Annotated in this window: 15 protein-coding genes; 11 read left to right on the forward strand and 4 right to left on the reverse strand. The window is 68.5% G+C overall.

The genetic code is table 11. From position 1 onward, the window contains the following. Window positions 1-11: 11 nt before the first annotated feature. A complete protein-coding gene (locus tag EBE87_RS29870; protein ID WP_158611662.1) occupies window positions 12-194 on the reverse strand; it encodes a hypothetical protein in 183 nt (60 codons plus the stop codon). Window positions 195-452: 258 nt separating this feature from the next. On the opposite strand from EBE87_RS29870, the gene EBE87_RS21745 reads away from it, so the two are divergent. The 4 genes from EBE87_RS21745 to EBE87_RS21760 are packed head-to-tail and all read left to right on the forward strand — an operon-like array spanning window position 453 to window position 6,215. Then, window positions 453-2,708, forward strand: coding sequence for a GumC family protein (locus tag EBE87_RS21745; RefSeq protein WP_158600822.1), 2,256 nt, complete (start codon window positions 453-455; stop codon window positions 2,706-2,708). A gap of 3 nt (window positions 2,709-2,711) precedes the next feature. Then, window positions 2,712-3,689, forward strand: coding sequence for an NAD-dependent epimerase/dehydratase family protein (locus EBE87_RS21750; RefSeq protein WP_120637140.1), 978 nt, complete (start codon window positions 2,712-2,714; stop codon window positions 3,687-3,689). After that, window positions 3,686-4,945, forward strand: coding sequence for a glycosyltransferase family 4 protein (locus EBE87_RS21755; protein WP_120637139.1), 1,260 nt, complete (start codon window positions 3,686-3,688; stop codon window positions 4,943-4,945). Before EBE87_RS21750 ends, EBE87_RS21755 begins: the two co-directional genes overlap by 4 nt. Continuing rightward, window positions 4,935-6,215 (forward strand): lipopolysaccharide biosynthesis protein, encoded by a 1,281-nt coding sequence (locus EBE87_RS21760; protein WP_120637138.1) that lies wholly within the window; start codon window positions 4,935-4,937, stop codon window positions 6,213-6,215. The genes EBE87_RS21755 and EBE87_RS21760 overlap by 11 nt, the downstream gene beginning before the upstream one ends. 143 nt (window positions 6,216-6,358) lie before the next feature. On the opposite strand, the gene EBE87_RS21765 is transcribed toward EBE87_RS21760, so the two are convergent. Beyond that, window positions 6,359-7,675, reverse strand: a complete 1,317-nt coding sequence (locus EBE87_RS21765; protein ID WP_158600821.1) for a right-handed parallel beta-helix repeat-containing protein — start codon at window positions 7,673-7,675, stop codon at window positions 6,359-6,361. A 189-nt stretch (window positions 7,676-7,864) separates the two neighbouring features. Further along, window positions 7,865-9,223, reverse strand: coding sequence for an O-antigen ligase family protein (locus EBE87_RS21770; RefSeq protein ID WP_147425962.1), 1,359 nt, complete (start codon window positions 9,221-9,223; stop codon window positions 7,865-7,867). 573 nt (window positions 9,224-9,796) lie between these two features. On the opposite strand from EBE87_RS21770, the gene galE reads away from it, so the two are divergent. From galE to EBE87_RS21785, 3 genes are all read left to right on the forward strand, one after another. Then, window positions 9,797-10,882: a UDP-glucose 4-epimerase GalE gene (galE, locus tag EBE87_RS21775; protein ID WP_120637135.1), complete on the forward strand. Its 1,086-nt coding sequence runs from the start codon at window positions 9,797-9,799 to the stop codon at window positions 10,880-10,882. Window positions 10,883-11,060: 178 nt separating this feature from the next. Then, complete coding sequence (locus tag EBE87_RS21780) at window positions 11,061-13,280, forward strand: NAD-dependent epimerase/dehydratase family protein (RefSeq protein ID WP_120637134.1); 2,220 nt, start codon at window positions 11,061-11,063, stop codon at window positions 13,278-13,280. Window positions 13,281-13,320: 40 nt separating this feature from the next. Next, window positions 13,321-14,544, forward strand: coding sequence for a glycosyltransferase family 4 protein (locus EBE87_RS21785; protein WP_120637133.1), 1,224 nt, complete (start codon window positions 13,321-13,323; stop codon window positions 14,542-14,544). 102 nt (window positions 14,545-14,646) lie between these two features. Here the strand turns inward: EBE87_RS21785 and EBE87_RS21790 are convergent, their stop codons facing one another. Next, complete coding sequence (locus EBE87_RS21790) at window positions 14,647-15,444, reverse strand: HAD family hydrolase (protein WP_120637132.1); 798 nt, start codon at window positions 15,442-15,444, stop codon at window positions 14,647-14,649. Window positions 15,445-15,656: 212 nt separating this feature from the next. On the opposite strand from EBE87_RS21790, the gene EBE87_RS21795 reads away from it, so the two are divergent. Genes EBE87_RS21795 through EBE87_RS21810 form a run of 4 tightly spaced genes read left to right on the forward strand, consistent with a single transcriptional unit; the run spans window position 15,657 to window position 19,653 of the window. Then, entirely contained in the window at window positions 15,657-16,703 is a 1,047-nt protein-coding gene (locus tag EBE87_RS21795) for a UbiA family prenyltransferase (RefSeq protein ID WP_120637131.1), read from the forward strand. Further along, window positions 16,700-17,140: a GtrA family protein gene (locus tag EBE87_RS21800; RefSeq protein WP_120637130.1), complete on the forward strand. Its 441-nt coding sequence runs from the start codon at window positions 16,700-16,702 to the stop codon at window positions 17,138-17,140. Before EBE87_RS21795 ends, EBE87_RS21800 begins: the two co-directional genes overlap by 4 nt. A 32-nt stretch (window positions 17,141-17,172) precedes the next feature. Continuing rightward, window positions 17,173-18,396 carry a hypothetical protein gene (locus EBE87_RS21805; RefSeq protein ID WP_147425960.1) on the forward strand — a complete coding sequence of 408 codons (1,224 nt, stop codon included), beginning with the start codon at window positions 17,173-17,175 and terminating at the stop codon, window positions 18,394-18,396. Window positions 18,397-18,438: 42 nt separating this feature from the next. Further along, entirely contained in the window at window positions 18,439-19,653 is a 1,215-nt protein-coding gene (locus tag EBE87_RS21810; RefSeq protein WP_158600820.1) for an acyltransferase family protein, read from the forward strand. The last annotated feature ends 296 nt before the right edge of the window (window positions 19,654-19,949 follow it).

Raw genomic sequence — 19,949 nt, forward strand, 5'->3', positions numbered from 1 at the left:
ATCGGGCCGCGTCATGCTACGGTGCGGCCTTCCGCTGCTTCGAAGCAGGCTGCCAGCAGGCGTTCCGCCAGCTGCGTGCGAATAACGGCAACGCTTTGCAACCTAGTCACTGTTTTGATGTAAACGTGCAAATCGTGCCGGCTTCGCAGCGAAAAAGCGCCTTGCCCAAGAGATTCGCAAGGCAGCAGTTTCATGCCGACTTTACTGAAAACTTCCTGTTCTCATCAGCAAAATTTAGTTCTGAGTAAACTCGCGGCTCACATCACTTGCGGAACACCGGCATCGCGCGACTCCTCTGCCCTTGCAGGGCTGCGCAGAAGAGGTAGGCGGCCCGTGCTCCAAAGGCCAAGCAAATACCTCCAAATTCCATTCGAGGAGATCACGCCCTCGTCCGCACAATGCGGCCTCAGGGGTTGGGTGACCGCCCGCCAGCCAAGGTCTGCAGCAGGGGCATGAGCCACGTGGATCGGTTCACCTTCGACACATCACTCGGAAAAAGTCTGCCGGCGCTGCCGGCCCGCGAATATCGGGAGAATGTCGCTGCCGCGACAATCCTCTCGCTGTGGCGGCGGCGCTATCTCATCGTCTCGGCAGCCGCGCTCTCGGTGCTGGTAGCCGCCGGCGTGCTGACGCAGCTCGAGAAGCGATACGCCGCCGAGGCGGTCGTGAAGCTCGACCTGCAGCGGCCGGAACCCGCTTCCGGCCCCGACCAGGCCCTGGCCGTGGCAGTGGACCTGAACGCGGTGGCGCAGAGCGAGGCGCGAATCGCCCGCTCCCGCGCCGTGGTGCGCGCCGTGGTCGATCGCCTCGGCCTGGCATCCGACCCCCGCTACGCCAGCAAGGAGTCCCGCCTGACGGTGGTGCGGAACGCCATGCTGCACGAGCTGGACTGGGTCCGGCGGCAGCTGCTGGGCCATCGCCCGGAGCCCGCCATCCAGGCGGAGGACGCCGACGCGCCCACTGGGCCCACGCAGGATGATGCGCGGGAACGAGCTGTCCGCGACCTGATGCAGCGGCTGAATGTCGCGCCGGACAGCCGCTCCTACCTCATCACCATCTCCTACCAATCCTATGACCCCGCAGTAGCCGCCCGGGTCGCGAATGCCGTCGCGGAGGAGTACCTCTCGCGGCAGAGCGTCTCCGTGCACGACCCCGCCCGGCGGCGCGCAGAATGGCTGGCCGGTCGTGTCGAGGAGATGACAACGGCGCTGCGCGCGGCCGAGGCACAGGTCGCCGCATTCCGCGAGCGTACCGGCATGCTCGGCTCCGCGTCCGACAGCGGCGCGCCGGCGACCGTGTCCCAGCAGCAGCTACAGGAAGTGACGGCGCAGCTTGGCGCCGCCAACCTCGCCCGCATCAACGAGGAACGCCGGCTGGCCCGCGTGCAGGATATGATGCGCTCCGGCCAGCTTCCCTCGGCGGCGGATCTGCAAAGTTCCCCGCTAATCTCGACGCTTCTGGAGCGTGAGGCCACCGCGCGGCGGGAGCTGGGCGAGAAGCAGCTACGCTTCGGCGCCCGCCATCCCAGCGTGCTGGAGCTTCAGGCGGGCATCGCGGATCTGCGCGGGCGCATCGACGCTGAGCTGCGGCGCACCGTGCGGGTCATCTCCGGCGATCTCGCCGCGGCGCGCGACACCGAAGTGGATCTCAGCCGCCGCCTTGAGGCGCTGAAGCGCACGCTCCTCGACAGCAAGTCGCATGAAGGCGAGTTGCGTGTCCTGGTGCGGGAAGTGCAGACGACGCGGGACCGGCTGGCGACGCTGGAGCAGAGCTACGACCAAGCCCTGGCATCGCGTGACCTGCGGCCTGTGGCGGCCTCCCTGATCCTGCCGGCCGAGCCGGACCAGGTTCCGGTCTTTCCGCGGCCCTTCCTGGTGCTCGCCCTCGGGCTGCTGGGCGGGCTCGGCGTCGGCACCTCCAGCGCATTGCTGCTGGAGCGCCGCGACCAGGGGCTGCGCACCAGCAGCGATATCTCCCCCAGCACCGGCACACGCTGCCTGGCGATGGTGCCGGAGGTGTCGATGCCCTCCCTCTCCAGGGCGGCGCGGATCACCAAGGGTCATGCGGCCTTCGAGGAGGCTGTGTTCTCCGTCGGCGCCGGCGCCGGGCTCTTTAACAGCGCGCATGGCTGCCGGACGGTGCTGGTGACCTCCTCCATCGCCGGAGAAGGCAAGTCCACCCTGTGCCGGGCGCTTGCCCGCTCCCTGACCGCCGCCGGCAAGCGCGTCCTACTTGTGGAGGGTGCGCCACTGCGGGAGCAAGGCCAGGAGGCATCCTCGCGCCCGAGCGCGAAAGCCGACAGCGACACGGCCGGGCGCGGCCTTGCGCCCATCACCAGCAACTTCGCCATCTCGACCCTGGAGGCGAAGCTCGAGGAAGCCCGGAAGTCCTTCGATCTCATTATCCTCGAAGGCGCTCCCGTCATGCTGGTGGCCGACAGCCTCGTGCTGGGCCGCCAGGCGGATGTGGTGATCCATGTCGCCCGCTGGGCCCATACGCGGCGCCGGGTCGTGGAGGCGGCGCTCCGCCGCATGAGCGAGAATTCACTGGTGGTCGATGGTGTCGTGCTGACGCGGGTGGACCTGCGCCGGCACCGCCGCCTCAACCTCTTCGACGACTGCTCCTTCTACGTGAGGGAGCGCCGTCTGTACGAGCGCATGGCCAGGCATACCGGGCTGCGCTCGCCTTCCCTGCGTGAGAGGACATAGCAAATGACGCATGCACGCATGCTGGTCACGGGTGGCAACGGCTATGTGGGGCGTCAGCTTACGCGCCGGCTACGGCGGAGCGGCGAGGTCGGTGTCGCCGACAGCCTCCGCTACGGCCCGTGGAGGTTCACGCCCGAAGAAAGGGCGGAGCTGCAGCTCTACCGTTGCGACATTAGGAAGGGCGAGGAAGTCGCCGGGCTGATGGAGGATTTCGCGCCCGATGTCACCGTCCATCTGGCCGCGCTGCATTACATCCCCGAATGCGAGGACCAGCCGGCGCTGGCGGTGGACACGAATGTCCTCGGCACGCTCAACCTCCTGCTCTCCTGCCCGCCGGGCTCGCGCTTCGTGCTGGCCAGCACCGGCGCGGTCTATCGCCCGGACGAGATGCCGCACCACGAGGATCACTCCGCCCTCGGGCCCAGCGACATCTATGGCTTCAGCAAGCTGCATGCCGAGCATTACGTGCGCATGATCGCGGCCAAGCGCGGGCTGCGGGCGGTGATCGTCCGGCTGTTCAATGTTGTTGGCCCGGGCGAGACGAATCCGCATCTGCTGCCCGAGATCATGGCCCAGCTGAAATCCGGCCGCCGCGTTGTCGACCTCGGCAATCTTTCGCCGCAACGGGACTATATCGCGGTGGATGATGCCGCGCGCGGCTTCGAGGCCGTGGCGCTGGGCGAGGCGGTCGAGCCGGGCGAGACGGCGGTCGTCAATCTCGGCACCTCCCGCGCCTACTCGGTGGCGGAAGTGGTGGAGAAGCTGCGTCGGGTTTCCGGCATCGACTTCGAGATCCGGCAGGACGAAGGCCGCGTCCGCAAGGTGGACCGCCCCGTGCTGCGCGCCGACAACCGCCGGATCGGGGAGCTCTTCGGCTGGCAGCCGCAGCAGACGCTCGATGATGTGCTGGCGCAGATGTGGGAGAATGCGGATCTCGCCGGCTGGCTGCTGGAGCGGTACCAGAGCAAGGTGGTCTCGTGATCCGCGTCCTTGCCGCGGTGGTGGTGCCGCCGCATTTGTCGGTAAGCGGCGGCGCCCGTGCCGCCGAGCAGCTGAGCGCGGCCCTGGCGCCCCATTGCGACATCTCCGTCGCCAGCATGATGAACGGCGCGGGGGCCGGCACCGCCTCCTTCGCGCCCGGCGGGGTGCGGCGGGTGCCGGTGCGGAGCTGGCGGCCGGGGGGCATCCCCTGGTCGCGGCTGGCGGACCGCTACAGCACGCTGTTCTACCGCTCGGACCTCAGCGAGATCGTCGCGCGCGGCAACTATGACCTCGTGCACCTGCACAATCCGCTGCCGGCGCTGGAGATGGCGCGGGTGGCGCAGGCCTGCATCGCCCGCCGCATCCCCTATGTGGTCTCCACCCACGGCATCAACGAAGTGGCGAACGGCTCCCGCATCTACGGCTTCGACCGGCTGCGGCGCCTCGCCTGGGAGAACCTGGTGGTGCGGCCGGTGAGCCGGGTGGTGCGGCAGGCCGACGCGGTCTTCGCGCTCTCGCCGGCGGATGTACCCATCGTCCGCGACATGGGCTTCCGCGGGGACCCGGACATCGTCTGCAACGGCGTGCCCCTGCCCGCCCCGGCCGCGCCGGGTGCGGATGCGGCGGCGCTGCGCCGCCTTGGCATCCCGGTGGAGCGGCGGCCGGGCCAGATCACCTGCATGTTCCTGGCGAACCACACGCCCAACAAGGGCCTGCCGCAGCTGCTCGAGGCAATCACCCGCCTGCCACGCCCCTGCCTGCTGATCGTCGGCGGCGAGCGGCGGGACACGATCGACTACGAGCGCTACCTGCGCGCCTGCGGGCCGGGGCAGGAGATCATCGTCACCGGCCGCGTGGGCGACGACGATGTCGCCGCGATGTTCCGGCGCTCGGACCTCTTCGTCTTTCCGACGCTGGCGGACACCTTCCCGCTGGTGGTGCTGGAGGCGATGTCGCATGGCCGGCCCGTGCTGGCCACGCGCGTCGGCGGCATCCCGCATCAGGTGGACGAGAGTTGTGGCGCCCTGGTGGAGCCCAACAACCCCGCGCAGCTCGCGGTCGCCATCGACCGGCTGGGAGCCGATCCCAGCCATTTGCGGCGGCTGGGGGAGAATGCGCGCGCGCGTGTCGCCTCCGAATTCACCTGGGACTATGCGGCGGAGCGGGCGATGGATGGCTATTGCCGCGTGCTGGGGTTGAAGTCCGGGCAGCAAGCCGTCCGGCACAGGGCGGCGGAGCGGGTCAATGCGGATTAGCCAGATCCTGCACCGCGGCTCCTGGACCATGGCTGACCAGATGGTGGTCAGCGGCGGCACCTTCCTCGTCAATCTCCTGCTGGCGCGCCAGCTTCCGGCCGCGGAGTACGGTGTCTTCGCCGTGCTGCTGGGCGGCATGCTGACGCTGCAGCTTCCTGGCAGCGCGCTGCTGCTCTACCCGCTTTCCGTCCGGCTGCAGGCCATGGACAGCAAGGCGGAGCGTGCGGTGCTGATGCGCTCCACCCTGGCGCTGACCCTGCTGCTGGCAGTGGTCCTCGGCCTGGTGCTGGTCCCGGCGTTGATCGCCTTCGGCCGTGCGGAGCTGGCACTGCCCGCGCTGCTGTGCTTCGTGTTCTGGCATCTGCAGGAGGCGACGCGGCGCAGCCTCTTCTCCACCTTCCGGCATCAGGCAGCGATCTTTGGTGATAGCATCAGCTATGTCGGCCAGGGCTTGATCGTCATCGGGCTCGGCATCCATGGCGCGCTGACCCTTCCCAATGTCTATCTCGGCATGGCGGCGACCTCGCTCCTCGCGGTGGGCGTCCAGTGGGTGCAGCTCAGGCTGCCGCTGCGCGGCCTGCTGCCGCTGCGCCGGGTGGCGGCGGAGGCATGGGCCTTCGGCGCGGGCTGGTCGCTGGTGAACGGCATCCTGTCGCAACTGCGCGGCCAGATCCTGGCCTGGGCGGTGGCCTTCGAGGGAGGGATCGCCGCCGCCGCCGCGCTGCAGGCCGCCTCCAACGTCGTCAACATGGCGAACCCGCTGCTGATCAGCTTGGGGAACATCATCCCGCAGGCCGTGGCGCGGGCGCACCGGCAGGGCCCGGCCGAGGCCTGGCATGCGGCGCGCTCCTATGCCTATCTCGCCCTGCCCTTCTTCCTGGGCTATGCGGCGCTCGTCCTCGCCGTGCCGGAGCCGATCCTGCGGCTGTTCTACGGCGCCGGTTCCAGCTACGCCGATCTCGCCACGGTCCTGCGGCTGCTCGTTGTTGGCGCCCTGCTGGGCTATGTGGCGGATATCTTCCTCAGCTTCCTGCACGGCGTGGTGGCGCTGCGCCTCGCAGCCTTCATCAACTCGGTCGGCCTGCTGGCGGCGGTTGTTCTCGCCTGGCTGCTGGTCGGGCAATTCGGCCTCGTCGGCGGCTGCCTCATGGCCATCGGCGCCAATATGGCGCGCTTGGTGGCCTGCCGGGGTGCGCTGGTGAAGATCGTGGGAAGCCCTGCCTCACCCCTGGGGACGCCGGGCCTCGCTGCCGCTCAGCACCGCAAGTAAGCCTGCCGGCCCCGGCCGGCACATCCACCCGTCCGCGCAGCCTGGGCCGCGCGGACGGGTGCGGTAATCTCCAGATATGGTGGCCAGCGCCACGCCAGCCACGCCGGCCTCTACGGCCAGCCGAGGGCCTCATCCAGGCCTTGTCACCGCAGCACCTCCACCCGGCTTCCGGCGTCCTGCCCCGAGCGCCGCCGGTGCTCGGCCCAGTCACGGAAGCCGTCCACCCAGGCCCAGTGCTCGTCTCCGGGGTTCCGGACACGGTAGAGATTGCCATCGAAGCGGTTGTTGCCGGCCCGCAGCCCTTCCGGGTTGTGATCCGCCAGCGCGCCTGAGGCTCCATGGTCCGGCGTGGCGCTGAGCAGCGTGTTGCCATGGACATGGTTGTTGACCGTCACGTAGGCGCCGCGGTCCTGCTGCACCAGGCTGATGCCGTTTCCCCGTCCCGTCATGTCCACGCTGTTGCCGTAGACTTCCACATCCCGCGAGTTCTGGACCAGGATGGCCGCGCCCCAGAGCCATACGGGCTTCACGGGGCCGTTCCGCCGCAGGGTGTTGCGCCGGATCACGGCCGAGAAGCTGATCTCATGGGTGAGCCCGCCTGCGAGATTGTCCTCCACCAGATTGTCCTCATAGAGCGAGCCGCTATTGTCGATATCGGTCCAGAAGCCGTAGCCGTTGTTGTGGTGCAGGTGGTTGCCCCGCACGACGAGCCGCTGCGTCAGGGCGCATTTGCCGCCGCCGCCTTCCCAGTTGGGGTCCACGCCGGAGAAATAGCCGTTGAAGGCGATCTCGTTCCGTTCGAACAGGATGTCGCGGCCGACGCAGCCGGCACCCATCTCGCCATTGCCGTGGATATGGTTCTCAAGCACCTGGGTGTTGGAGCCGACGCTCACGCCAAGGCCGTAGTTCAACCGGATCTCGTTGTTGCGGACGATCCAGCCGGGCGACGGGCGATTGTAGCCGACCGCCCCGTATTGCACCGGCGGCGCGTATTTCTCGATGGTGAGGTTCTCGACCAGCACGTCGCGCGCCCCGCCCCGGAAGGCATAGGGCGCGACGGCTGCCTCGACTTTCCGGCCCCGGGGGTCGTCGCGGAAATAGACACGGTTGTTGCGATAATCGAAAAAGAAGCGGCCCGGCGCCACATCCTGCAGGCGCGAGACATGCACCAGCGCGACGTCGTCGAGGAAGAAGGCCTCAGGATAGGAGCATCTCTCCCGCCCCGGCAGGCAGATCACCTCGGGCCGCTGTTCGCCCCGCTGCACCTGCCCCTCCGCCACCCAGTACCGCCCCTCACGCGAGAATTCGGTGACGAGGCGGGAGCCGTTGAGCAGCGCGCCGGGCTCGCCATGGAAGCGCTGGCCATCCTTGGGGATGGCGGCCTGCAGGCGGTGCTCCCCAGCCCCGATGCAGAAGCTTGCCCCGGCCGGCGCGGCATTGATCGCGGATTGCAGCGACATGCCGGGCCGGACCGGGATCGCGCCCGCCGGGCAAGTCGCGCCCGGACCGGGGCCGGCCGCCGAGGCCGGTGCGCTGGCGGGGCCGGCCAGCAGCATGGCTGCCGCGGCAGCACATGGCCACTGGGCCCAGCGGCCTTTCCGATGCAGGTGTTCCGGCATGCTCCGCTACCAGCTCCTTGTTGCGGGCCTTCAGCGACGTGCGGCCGTCTCGCTGCCAGCGGCGCGATAGACCAGCGACGCGCCGACGCCGAGGCCGAAGAGGCACCAGAACCAGATGCCCAGCATCGGCCCTTCCAGCGCGACATCGAACGAGGAATCGACCAGGATGCCGAGGAGGTAGCAGCCGATATAGAGGAAGGCATTCGCCCATTCCTCCTCGCCCCGCCGCCGCGCCTCCAGCATGCTCCGCAGCATCATCGCGAACCACGACAGCATCAGGAAGATCCAGAGCGTCAGCCCCGGCACGCCCGCGCGAGCCAGCATGGTGATATTGGCATTGTGCGGGCTTCGCACGGTGGTCTGGCCCTCGCCTTCCCAGACCACGAAGCCGTCATCCTCGGCGAGGCCGATCCCAAATCCCTTGCCGGTCCAGAAATACGGTCCGTGCAGCGTGTAGTCCTGGATCTTTCCCCACCACATCAGCCGCCATTGCTTCGGCCCCGAGAGTTCCGCCGGGCCCTGGTCGTCGAGGATGCTCAGGGCATTGGTGAGGAACTGCTCCGCGCTCACCACCCGCGCTTCTGCCCCGCCGGTGCGCTCGTCAACACGGCCGAATTCGAACTCGAGCTGCAGTGCGAGGCTGGTGCTGAAGAGGAGGCCGAGGACAACCACGATCCGCGTCAGGCGCGCGAGGCGGCCCGAGATCACGGCGGCGATCGCCACGGGCACGATGATCGCCAGCATGCCGCCACGGCTCTGAGCGGAAACCGCCCCGATGCCGAGCAGCAGCAGCACGGTCCAGGCGACCCCGGCGCGCCGGCGCAGCAGCAGCCCATAGAGCGCCGCGCCCGCCAGGTGGGATGCCACCTCGCCGGAGCGGATGGACATGATGGGGAGCGCGCCATCCGGCCAGGTGATGACCGAGAAGAGCGATGTCGTGCTCAGGACGTAAAGCAGCCCGCCGCTGGCGCCGAAGGCCAGGGAGAAGGTGCCGAGGAACCGCAGCGCATCGGCCAGCCGGCCGGGTTTCTCGATCACCAGGGAGCAGACCACGAAGGCGAAGGCGCCATAAAGAACAACGACGCTGTCGCGGATGGCGTCGACGCCATGGATGCCGAGAAAGGGCACCGTGCGCGTCACCACCCAGCCGGCCAGGATGAGCAGCACAAGGTTGGGGAACGCGGTGCAGGTGGCGAGGAGGCAGCCGCTGCGGAGCAGCATGACCAGGCCGCCGAGGAACAGCATCTCACCGACAAAGAGCGGCGGGATTCCGAAATAGGCGAAGCCCTTGCCGAGGAAGGCATAGCCGACCAGCAGGCCGGCCAGGGCGCGCAGGTAGATGTCGCCCAGGTCGCGCTCCTGCGCCCGGGCCGTGGCGATGGCTGTCATGTCCGGCGCCGCCGGCGCGGCATGGCAAGGGCATGCCGCGCCGCGCATGCCGCGCGCAGGCCAGGCCCCGCCGGGGCCGCGATGACCCGCCCAGGGCCTGCCCCGGGCGGCTTATCCAAGGTCAGCCGGCTCACGCGTCCTGAGTCCCTCTGGCAGCGCCGGCTGGCGCCTCTCGCTCCGCCGGCAGGCCTGCATTCTGCGGGCCCGGCCCCGCTGCCCCGAGTGGAATTCCGGGGTAGCCCAGCGCCGGCGGCGCGGCATCGCCCTAACCCTTCTGCGCTTTCCGGGCCAAGGGAACAGGGTCCGGCCCGAGGTGGCGCAGAGGGAGAGTATCCCTTTGTGTCCTACTGACTTCCGCCCGCGGCCTGTATCGCTGTGGTGGATGGCCAGGGCGGTTCCGCGACCGCCCGGGCCGCGCCGCCGCAGCGGGCGGGCCAGCGATGGAGGCCGGCGGGGCCTGGGATCACCGGATCGTCGCCGGGACCAGCCAGCCGCACCGGCACCACCCGCCTGCCCGCGCCGGCTGGCGCTTCATGATGCGATGGATGCTCCGCGAAGCAGCGAGGGTGCAGTATGGAACGCTTTCTTGTCACCGGCGGCGCCGGCTACGTGGGCAGCCACGTCGTCCTCGCCCTTCTGGAGCGGGGCGACGAGGTCGTTGTCCTCGATGACCTGCGCCAGGGCCACCGCCTGGCCGTCCCGCCCGGCGCGGAGCTGGTGGTCGGGGACGCGGCGGACCGCCACCTGCTGCGGGAGCTGATGGCCAGCCGGCGCTTCGACGGCATCCTGCACTTCGCCGCCATCTCCCTGGTCGATGAAAGCATGCGCGAGCCGATGCGCTACATCCGGGAGAACCTGGGCAATACCCTTGCCCTGGCGGAGGAGGCGGTGAAGGCCGGCGTGATGCGCCTCGTCCTTTCCTCCACCGCCGCGCTCTTCGGCAGCCCCGAGAACATCCCGATCGGCGAGGACGAGCGCAAGAACCCTGTCTCCCCCTATGGCGAATCCAAGCTGATGGCGGAGCGCGCGCTGGAATGGGCGGACCGCATCCACGGGCTCCGGTCCGCCTCGCTCCGCTACTTCAACGCGGCGGGCGCCGATCCCGGCGGGCGGCTGGGCGAGGACCACAGCCCCGAGACCCATCTCATCCCCTGTGCGGTGAATGCCGTCCTGGGCCTGGGGCGGCCGCTGGCGATCCACGGCACCGACTACGACACGCCGGATGGCACCGCGATTCGCGACTATGTCCATGTCGCCGACCTGGCGGATGCGCATCTGCGCGTGCTGGACCGGCTGAAGAATTGCCCTTCCTGCCGCTACAATGTCGGCAGCGGCACCGGCGCATCGGTGCTGGAGGTGATCGCGGCGGTGGAGCGCGCGGCGGGGCGCCCGGTGCCGCATGTGCTGGGCCCCCGGCGGGCCGGCGATCCCGCCATCCTCATCGCCTCCAACGAGCGCCTGCGGCGCGAGACAGGCTGGGCGCCACGGCTCGGCGCGCTGGATGACATCGTGCGCAGCGCCTATGCCTGGCGCGCCCGCAACCCACGTGGCTACAGCGGCATGGCGGCCCTGAGTTCCGGCGCGGGCCCCGGCCCGGCGGCCTGGCCGGACCAGGCAGCCGCCCTCCCCGATACAGAACGCGCTATGGCCAGCCCCTGACGGAGCCGAAGCATGCGGCGGGCAAGAGCAGGCCGCCGCGGCGCCGGACTGGTTACCACCAAATATCCCTCAGCACCGAAGCGTTCCGGACCCAAAATGCCGGCCACCGACATCCTCTGGAAGGAGCTCCAGGCATGGCCGGGGAGCGATATGGCGGCTGATCTGAAAAGGATTGACGATGTCTGAGACCAAGCCAGCACGGCTCGCCATCATCGGCTGCGGTGCGGTCGTACAGCACCATCTCCTGCCCGCCCTGCGCCGCATCGGCTGGCGGCCGGAGGTGCTCGTTGACCCCTCCGAGCGGAACCTCGCCGCCACGGCGGCCATCGCCGGGCGCAGCAAGACGCTCATCAGGACAGCGGACTGGACCAAGGCCGCCGCCTCCTTCGATGCCGCCATCGTCGCGGCGCCGCACGCGCTGCACGGGCCTATCGGCAAGGCGCTCATCGCCGCCGGCAAGCATGTCTTCATGGAGAAGCCACTCGCGACCGCGTCGTCGGATGCGCGGGAGATGCTGCGGGCCTCGGCCGAGCGCGGCACCATCCTCTCGGTTGGGCTGCTGCGCCGCTACCTGCACATCACCCGCTGGACCAAGGCGCTGATCGCCTCCGGCATCCTCGGCACCATCCGTCAGGTGGAGGTGCGGGAAGGCTTCGTCTTCAACTGGGCCACCAGCACCGACGGCCTGCTGAAGCCGGGTCTCGCCGGCGGCGGCGTGCTGATGGACACCGGCGCGCATACGCTGGACGAGGTGCTGTGGTGGCTGGGCGATGCCCGCGTCTCCCGCTACCGCGACGATGCCCGGACCGGCGTGGAGGCGGATTGCCTGATCGACCTCGACCTGCCCTCCGGCGGGCATGGGCTGATCGAGCTGAGCCGCAGCCGGGAACTGCCGAACACCTGCCGCATCGAGGGCAGCAAGGGCTATGTGGAGCTGCATCTCTACCGGAACGAGGTGCTCTCCTGCTCGGACAATGTGCGCGCCTTCAAATCAGATGGCATGGGCGTGGGCGCCTTCCCGGAACAGCGCTTCCCCGATCTCTTCGGCGGCGAGCTGGCCGATTTCCGCAAGAGCATCCTGAGCGGCCGCCAGCAGGGCGTGGACGGGGCGGAGGGGCTGCGCTCGATCGAGATGATCGAGGCCTGCTATGCCCGGCGCGAGCCCCTGAAGATGCCCTGGGAAGAGGCCACGCTGCAGGATGCCTCGGTGATGGTGCCGCCCGGCACCAAGGTGGCGATCACCGGCGCCACCGGCTTCATCGGCGGCAGGCTGGCCGAGCGCCTGCTGGAGCAGGGCGCGGAGGTGCGCTGCCTGGTACGGAGCATGGGCGCCGCCGTGCGGCTGGCGCGGCTTCCGGTGGAGATCCACAAGGTCGACCTGACCGATGCGGCGGGGGTGTCGGAGGCGCTGAAGGATGTTCAGCTCGTCTTCCACTGCGCCTATGACCCGCGTTCCAGCAGCCACAACCTGGTGGGAACGCGCAACCTGATCTCCGCCTGCGCGGCGCTGAAGGTCCAGCGCTTCGTCTATACCAGCACCTTCTCGGTCTATGAGCCCCTGCCGGACGGGCCTCTGACCGAGGAGACCCGGGATGGCGACAAGTCCTGGCTCTATACGCGTACCAAGCTGGAGCTGGAGAAGGCGGTCATGGACGCGGTGCGGGAGAAGGGCCTGAAAGGGACCATCATCCAGCCGACCATCGTCTATGGCCCCTTCTCCCGCCCCTGGACCATCGCGCCAGCGGAGATGCTGCTCTACGGCACGGTGGTCCTGCCGGACCGGGGCGAAGGGCTCTGCAATGCGGTTCATGTGGATGACGTGGTCGATGCCATGATCCTGATGACGCAGCGGCCCGAAGCCGTGGGCGAGCGCTTCGTCATCTCCGGCCCGGAGACGGTGACCTGGGGCCGGTTCTTCGAGGCCTTCGCCAGGGCCCTTCGCATCAAGGGGCCGGAGTATCGCCCGGCCGCCGAGATCGCGCGGGAGAACAGCGGCCTGATGCATGACATCAAGCTCGTTGCCCGCAACCCGAAGAAGATCGTGCAGATCGCGGTGCGCGTGCCGGCGGTGCGGAGCCTGCTGCAATCCGGGCTCGATGCCCTGCCGAAGCCAGTCTACGACCTGGTGAGCCGGGCCTATTTCGGCGATGGCAGCCGCCCGACCGGCATGGTCCATCTGCCGGACCCGCAGTTGCTGCGCCTCTATACCGCGAAGGCCCTGGTCGACTCGGAGAAGGCGCGGCGGCTGATCGGCTACGCGCCGCGCTTCGACTTCGACCGTGGCATGGCGGCGACGGCGCTCTACCTCGAATGGGCCTTCGGCGCGCAGCGGCGGAGTTCCAAGGCAGTCCTGGACGCCCCCGCCATGCCGGAAGCAACCGCCATGGCCGCCGAATAGTACCGGCATCCATGCAGCCCTCTCCACCGAAAGGCCGCCCATGAACGCGCCCGTCCGCTCGCCTGCCGGGCCGTCATTCGCAAGCCAGTTCAAGGGCGCCGGCAGGCTGGATATCCGGCATGTGGCGGTGCTGGACGGCAATGGCCACCCGAGCGAGGCCAACGGGGTGCACAACGTCGCGCGGGCCCTGGCGCGGGAGCAGCAGGCTGCCGGCGAGCGGGCCAGGCTGGTGCTCCTCGCCCATGGCAGGCCGGTGCAGGTCACGGATCAATCCTGCCCGACGCAGGTCATCCGCCTCGATGGCCCGGTAATGCGCGGACATGCGCTGCATCTGTCGCGGAGGAGCATCGAGGCGCTGCTCGCCGGCGCCGGTGCCGGCACCTTCTGCCACATCCATGGCGGGCGGGAGCCGATGCTGCCCGGGCTGGGGCGGGTGCTGCGCCGCCGTGGCATCCCCTATGCCGTCACGGTGCATGGCCGCTTCTCCCATGTCTATGATCCGGCGGGCCAGGTGGTGAAGCGGAACACCGCGCTTTACCTGCGTTTCTTCGAAAGATCCTTTCTGGAGGGCGCCCGCTTCGTGCAGGCGCTGTCGGATGAGGAGGCCGCGATTCTGCGGCGGATCGCGCCGGGCGCCCGCATCCGCATCATCGGGAACGGCGCCTATTCCTCGACCCTGGGCGAGGCGCCGCCCAGCCCGGCACCGCGAGGGGTATCCGCCGATTATCCCCATTTCGGCTATTGCGGCCGCTACGCGATTGCCCACAAGGGGCTGGACCTGCTGCTGGAAGGCTTCGCCAGCTACCACAAGGCCGGAGGAACCGGCCGGCTGACCATGATGGGCACCGGCGAGGCGCGCGGAGAACTCATGCAGATGGCGGAGCGCCTCGGCATCGCCGGCAGGGTCCAGGTCATGGGCCCCAGCTTCGGTGCCGCGCGGGATGCAGTGCTGCGGGAATGCGACTACTTCGTCGTGTCGTCGCGCTACGAAGGCGTGCCCCTCGCCGCTCTGGAAGCTGCCTTGCTCGGCCTGCCGTTGATCGTCACGGCGGGCAGCGGGCTCCGCACGCTGGTCATGGCGGAACAGGCCGGGTTGCCCATTGACGACCACTCGGCGCAAGCCGTGGCCGCCGCCTTGCACAAAGCCGAGAACCTTGCGCCAGCCGAGTGGAAGGCGCGCGCCGCCGCCGCTCATGCCGCTGCCATGCTCCGCTGCGACTGGACCAGGATCGCCTCACAACTGCGGACCGCCTATCTGACATGAACGGCGGCTCCGCATGGCGCGGGGCCGCTCCCAACCGCCCATCAGCCACGGCCGTGGATAGCCCGGTCCCTGTTCAAGAGTAGCGCCAGTTCCTGCCAGCTTTCAGGCCTGCCGGCCGACGGGCCCCGGCGGCATGATCCATCGTCCGCCGTCCGGCCAGCCGGTGCCGCTCCAGTCCACGACCGGCCATCCCCGCCTGCGGGCTTCCTCGCGCATCTTGCGGGTCGGGTCCACCACGACCGCGGTTCCCGCCGCCGCCAGCAGCGAAACATCGCTCTCATGATCCGAATAGGCGACGAGATCCTCTGCATTCGGGAACTTACGGGACAGCAGCTCCCGCACCGCGACCAGCTTTGCTGGCCCGCGGAGATTGCCGCCATCCAGGGCGCCGGCGATTCTTCCATCTGGGGTCCAGGCGACGCGGGTCGAGACCGTCGCGTCGAAGCCGAGCAGCCGCCCGATGGGCTCCACATAAAGGTCTAGGCTGGCGGAAGCCAGCACCAGCGCGTCGCCCGCCTGCCGATGCAGTTCCATCACCCGCAGGGCATCCGGCTTGATCTCGCGGAAGAGGCAGCGCGCCGCGAATTCCCTCGCGACCCTTTGCAGCATCTTCTGCTCTCGGTTCCCGAGAACAGCATCAAGATAAGCAATCTTCAGCGTGGTATTGCTGATGCGCCGCAAGCTGTAGTTCAGCGTATGCAACGGCAGCAACGCCGTGCGCATCGGCCGGGCAGGACCCAGCCGCCGCGCGGCTTCCATCAGGAAGACCAGGAAGAGATCCCGGCGCGAGATGGTTCCGTCCAGGTCGAATACCGCGACGCGCGTCGCCGCATCGTCACGGCATGGCGGCTGGCATAGCCGTGCGGCGGTGCGGATTGTCCCGTCGTCGTGCATCGGCATTCGACCCCGTGTCGGTCCCGCGCCCGTTCATGCATCCGGCGGGGTGAAGGCTGGTTTCAGCAGGCCTTGGACACAATGATGCGCGCAAGCGTATGTGAAGAAAAGTCCCATAATGGGACTAGCCCTTTTGATACGGCGTCTATCCGAAAGAGAAGATGACGATGGGGGTCCCGCACCGCATTGTCTGGGCGATCATCTAGCAGGGCATCGTCATGAACCCCTCGGATAGCGATACGTCTGCGCAGGGCGCCGATGTGCACATCGCCGGTGCGGCCCTGGCTGGCAAACGGTCGCCTGTCCGGCCTGCCGGAAGCCGGCTGACGAAGCACGCGCCCGGCGCTGCCGGGAGCCACGCGGGGGCATGGGCGCAGGTTCCTGCCCTGCTGGAGAGCGCCAGGCCGCACCAGTGGGCGAAGAACCTTCTTGTCTTTGTGCCGGCGATCCTGAGCGGCACGATCCTTCAGCCCGGCCCGCTGGCCGCTGTGGCGCTGTCCTTCATCTCCCTCAGCCTGATCGCCTCCGGCACCTATCTCCTCAACGACCTCTGGGATATCGAGGCCGACCGCAAGCACTGGTCGAAATGCAAGCGCCCGCTGCCGTCGGGCCGGCTGTCGGTTGGCCTGGCCCTGGTGGCGGCGCCGGCGAGCATCGCGATCGGGCTGCTGCTGGCAGCGGCGATCGGGCCCATGGTTGCCCTGGCGGCGATCTGCTACCTGACGCTCACCGTCTGCTATTCGCTGGCCTTCAAGCGGGTGCCGATCCTGGACGTCACTGTCCTGGCCGGCTTGTTCACCCTGCGGCTCGTGCTCGGCATCACCAGTGCCGGCGTCTTCGCCTCGCCATGGCTCCTGGTCTTCTCGATGTTCCTGTTCTCGTCACTCTGCTTCGCGAAGCGGTATGTCGAGCTGGTGCGGGCTGCCCAGCGCGGAACGGCGGGGCTGGCGCACCGGGGCTACCAGGACGCGGACAGCCCCCTGCTGCTGGTCCTCGGCCCCTCCACCGGCATGGGCGCGGTTGTCACCCTCGTCCTCTATGTCATCTTCGACGCCTTCCGGCAGACCTTCTACGGCAACACCGCCTGGCTCTGGGCCTTTCCGCTGATCCTGTTCCTGTGGATCTCCCGCATCTGGCTGATGGCGGCACGCGGGGAACTGGATGACGACCCAGTCGCATTCGCCGTGCGGGACAAGCCGAGCATCCTGCTGGGCGCGGTCATGTTCGGCTCCTTCATCCTGGCCTGGTCCGGCCTCTTCGGATGAGCCCGAAGGCGCTGGTGTTTCTCATCAGCCTGCCCAAGCCTGCCCGCTTCCTGCTGGCAGGCGGTGGTGCGGCGGCCATCAACTGGCTGGCGCGCTTCCCGCTCTCCTGGGTGCTGCCCTTCTTTGCCGCTGTGCTGACGGCTGCGGCCATCGGCATGCTGGCGGGCTTCGTGCTGTACCGGGGCTTCGTGTTCCCAGGCTCCGAACGGCCGATCCTGCTGCAGGCGCGGGACTTCTTCGCCGTGAACGTCATCTCCTCCGCCGTGGTGGCCTTGTTGGCGGTCGTCCTTCTCCACCTGGCGGTGCAGCTCGGCGCCGATGTGCAGATCGCCGAGGCCGCGGCCCATGCGGCGGCAATCGGCCTCGGCGCTGCACTCAATTACTTCGGGCACAACCTGTTCACCTTCGGGCCGCGGGACCGGGCGGCGCGGGTCTGATGGGATTCATGAAGCATGCAGGAGAATGTCACATGACAAGTCCAGCACGATCCGCGATGCAGCCGAGCCTGCCGCTGCCAACGCGCGCGGTGCTGCTCATCGGCATAATCCTGTTGGTCTGGCTGGCCTATTCCGGGCTGATCGGCTGGCGGACCACGGATGTGGAATGGTGGTTCGTGCCCTGGCTGGAGCACATCATCCAGCATGGCGCGAGGGCTTCCCTGCAAGCGCCGCTCCAGGTCCAGATCGAAGGCGTCAACGGCTTCGCCAATTACTCGCCGCCCTATCTCTATCTTCTGGTTCTGGCCAGCGCGGCATCGGACTGGGTGTCGCCCTTCCTCCTGGTGAAGCTCGTCTCGGTCGCGGGTGCCTTCTTCTGCGCGGGCTGCATCTACTACCTGCTGCGCGCGCTGGCCTCCCCCGGGGCGGCCCTGTTGGGCGCGGCTGCCTCGCTGCTGATTCCAAGCGTCGTGCTGAACGGCCCGGCCTGGGGCCAGACCGACATGGTCTGGTCGGCGCTGGCGGCGCTGTCGGTCGCCTTCGCGCTGCGCGAGCGCTGGGCGGCGATGATGCTGGCCTTCGGCATGGCCGTGGCCTTCAAGCTGCAGGCGGTCTTCATCGCCCCCTTCCTGCTCTACATGGTGCTCGCCTACCGGGTCAGCCCGCGCTACTTCCCGCTGCCGGTGCTGGCCTATGCGGCGATGATGCTGCCGGCATGGCTCGCCGGCCGCCCGGCCTGGAGCCTTGCGACCATATATCTGGAGCAGGCAGGGGCCTATCGCTGGCTCTCCATGAACGCGCCGAACCCCTGGTCCTTTGTGCAATACACCCGCCTCATCTCCTATGAGACAGGTGTGCTCATCGGCTCCGTGGCCGCCGTGCTCATCGCTCTGGGCTTCGGCGCATTGTCGATCCGCTGGCGCCGGCTCCAGGGCGCTGACCTGCTGCTGCTCTCGGTCACGGTCGCGGCCGCCATGCCTTACGTGCTGCCGAAGATGCATGAGCGCTACTTCTTCCTGGCCGATATCCTGGCCTATGCCCTGGCGGTGGCCCGGCCGCGGCCGTGGACGATCAGCGCCGCCATCGCGATCCAGCTCGGCTCGGTCGCCGCCTATGCGTCCCACATGCTGAGCTTCGCCATGGGCAAGTATCTCGGCGCCCTGCTCATCGGGGCGGCTCTGGTGATCCTTCTCCATCATCTTCGGCTGGCATTGCGCCCCGCGCGCAGGCCCGCGTCATCCTCCGCCATCGCCTGATGAGCGGAAACCTTCCGTGCAGCCCCCAAGAAAGGGATGACGATGTCAGCGACCGTGGCGCAGCGGGTCAGGAACCGGACCCAGTCCCTGGATGTCGGCCGTGGCATCTCCGCCATGCTGGTCGTCCTGTTCCACGGCCTGCTCGTCTTCAGGGTCAATGGGGCGGATAACCCTCATCTTCTTCCGCTGGACCTCGGCAACCCCTGGCTGGTGCTGCAGCACCTGCTGCTGGCGGTGGCCAACGGGCCAGCCTATGTGACATTCTTCTTCGTGCTGAGCGGCACGGTTCTGGCTCTTTCCCTGGACCGTGACCCGCCCGCCCATCCCGGCGCGGTGCTGGGCTATCTGGTCAAGCGCGGCTTCCGCCTTTACCCGATGCTGCTCTTCACCGCCGCCGCCGCCGCGCTGCTGCAGCTCTATTACTTTGAGCCCCATGTCTATTCGCAGGCCACCGGCTGGTTCAACGATGGCTACAAGATCGACCTGCCGAGCCTGCCGGCGGAATTCCTGGCGAATGCCCAGGGCCGCAGCGCCACCCTCAACGGGCCGGCATGGTCGATCAAGGTGGAGATCCTGGCTTCCGCTGTCTTCCCGCTTCTGTACTGGCTCTCGCTGACCCCGGCACGCGCCATGGTGACGGCGCCGCTGCTCGTCGCAGCCATGTTCCTGGCGCCCGGCGGGGCAATGCAGTGGCACTACATGAACGTCTTCCTGTTCTGCTTCTTCGTCGGCGCACTGGTGCCGCGCTGGGGCTGGAAGGTGGCGGCGCTGCTGCGGCAGATGGGCGGCTGGCCCCGTGTCGCACTGCTGGCCGCGCTGGTGCTGGTCTTCATGTTCTCGCGGCGGCTGCTGGCGCCCACCGCCTTCGCACCGCCCCTGGTGGTGGTGCTGGAATCCCTGGCGGCCGGTGTCGGCGTGGTGCTGCTGCTGCACGGGCGGGAACGCGCCTTCTTCCACGCGGCACCCATGGAACTTCTGGCCAGGCTGTCCTTCGGAATCTACCTGCTGCATGTCGTGGTGCTCAGCGTCCTCGGCCATGCGGTGTTTCCCTTCCTGCCGGAGCACCTGGGGCCGGCGCAAGCCCTCGGCTTCGGCCTGCTGCTCACCCTGGCAACGCTGGGCGTCACGGTGCTGGTCGCCTGGGTGCTGCATGGCGTTCTGGAGCATCCGATGCAGCAGCTCGGCCGTGCCATTGCCTCCCGCATGGCCAGAATGCCGGGCGACCTGCTCGTGAGGCCTTTGCGATCCCGGCGCTGACATGAAGGAGCAGCACGCCGCATGGCTGGACTAATACGGCACCTGCGAGGCGGTTCATGCAGTAGAGATCTGGAGCTTCCATCATGGCACTGGCCTCCGCCGTCCCGGAGGCCAGCACCCGTTGCAATTCATCATGGCGCCACTTGGCTTCTGCCAAAAAGCGTCGGCCGCTGCGGCGCGCAGCGGCCGACCGGGAGATGAGACATGGATAATCCACCGGTAGCGGTTTCCGACGCGGCGTCGGTGACCAAGGGCAAGGTGCTGGTGGCGACCGGCGACGTGCTGCTGAACGACAG

Source organism: Teichococcus wenyumeiae (assembly GCF_003696345.1).
Taxonomy (GTDB): domain Bacteria; phylum Pseudomonadota; class Alphaproteobacteria; order Acetobacterales; family Acetobacteraceae; genus Pseudoroseomonas; species Pseudoroseomonas wenyumeiae.

Bases quoted from the DNA above. Each gene is read 5' to 3' on its own strand.
- EBE87_RS29870 (WP_158611662.1), bottom strand. From the start codon at position 194: ATGAAACTGCTGCCTTGCGAATCTCTTGGGCAAGGCGCTTTTTCGCTG.
- EBE87_RS21745 (WP_158600822.1), top strand. From the start codon at position 453: ATGAGCCACGTGGATCGGTTCACCTTCGACACATCACTCGGAAAAAGT.
- EBE87_RS21750 (WP_120637140.1), top strand. From the start codon at position 2,712: ATGACGCATGCACGCATGCTGGTCACGGGTGGCAACGGCTATGTGGGG.
- EBE87_RS21760 (WP_120637138.1), top strand. From the start codon at position 4,935: ATGCGGATTAGCCAGATCCTGCACCGCGGCTCCTGGACCATGGCTGAC.
- EBE87_RS21765 (WP_158600821.1), bottom strand. From the start codon at position 7,675: ATGTCGCTGCAATCCGCGATCAATGCCGCGCCGGCCGGGGCAAGCTTC.
- EBE87_RS21770 (WP_147425962.1), bottom strand. From the start codon at position 9,223: ATGACAGCCATCGCCACGGCCCGGGCGCAGGAGCGCGACCTGGGCGAC.
- galE (WP_120637135.1), top strand. From the start codon at position 9,797: ATGGAACGCTTTCTTGTCACCGGCGGCGCCGGCTACGTGGGCAGCCAC.
- EBE87_RS21780 (WP_120637134.1), top strand. From the start codon at position 11,061: ATGTCTGAGACCAAGCCAGCACGGCTCGCCATCATCGGCTGCGGTGCG.
- EBE87_RS21785 (WP_120637133.1), top strand. From the start codon at position 13,321: ATGAACGCGCCCGTCCGCTCGCCTGCCGGGCCGTCATTCGCAAGCCAG.
- EBE87_RS21790 (WP_120637132.1), bottom strand. From the start codon at position 15,444: ATGCCGATGCACGACGACGGGACAATCCGCACCGCCGCACGGCTATGC.
- EBE87_RS21795 (WP_120637131.1), top strand. From the start codon at position 15,657: ATGAACCCCTCGGATAGCGATACGTCTGCGCAGGGCGCCGATGTGCAC.
- EBE87_RS21800 (WP_120637130.1), top strand. From the start codon at position 16,700: ATGAGCCCGAAGGCGCTGGTGTTTCTCATCAGCCTGCCCAAGCCTGCC.
- EBE87_RS21805 (WP_147425960.1), top strand. From the start codon at position 17,173: ATGACAAGTCCAGCACGATCCGCGATGCAGCCGAGCCTGCCGCTGCCA.
- EBE87_RS21810 (WP_158600820.1), top strand. From the start codon at position 18,439: ATGTCAGCGACCGTGGCGCAGCGGGTCAGGAACCGGACCCAGTCCCTG.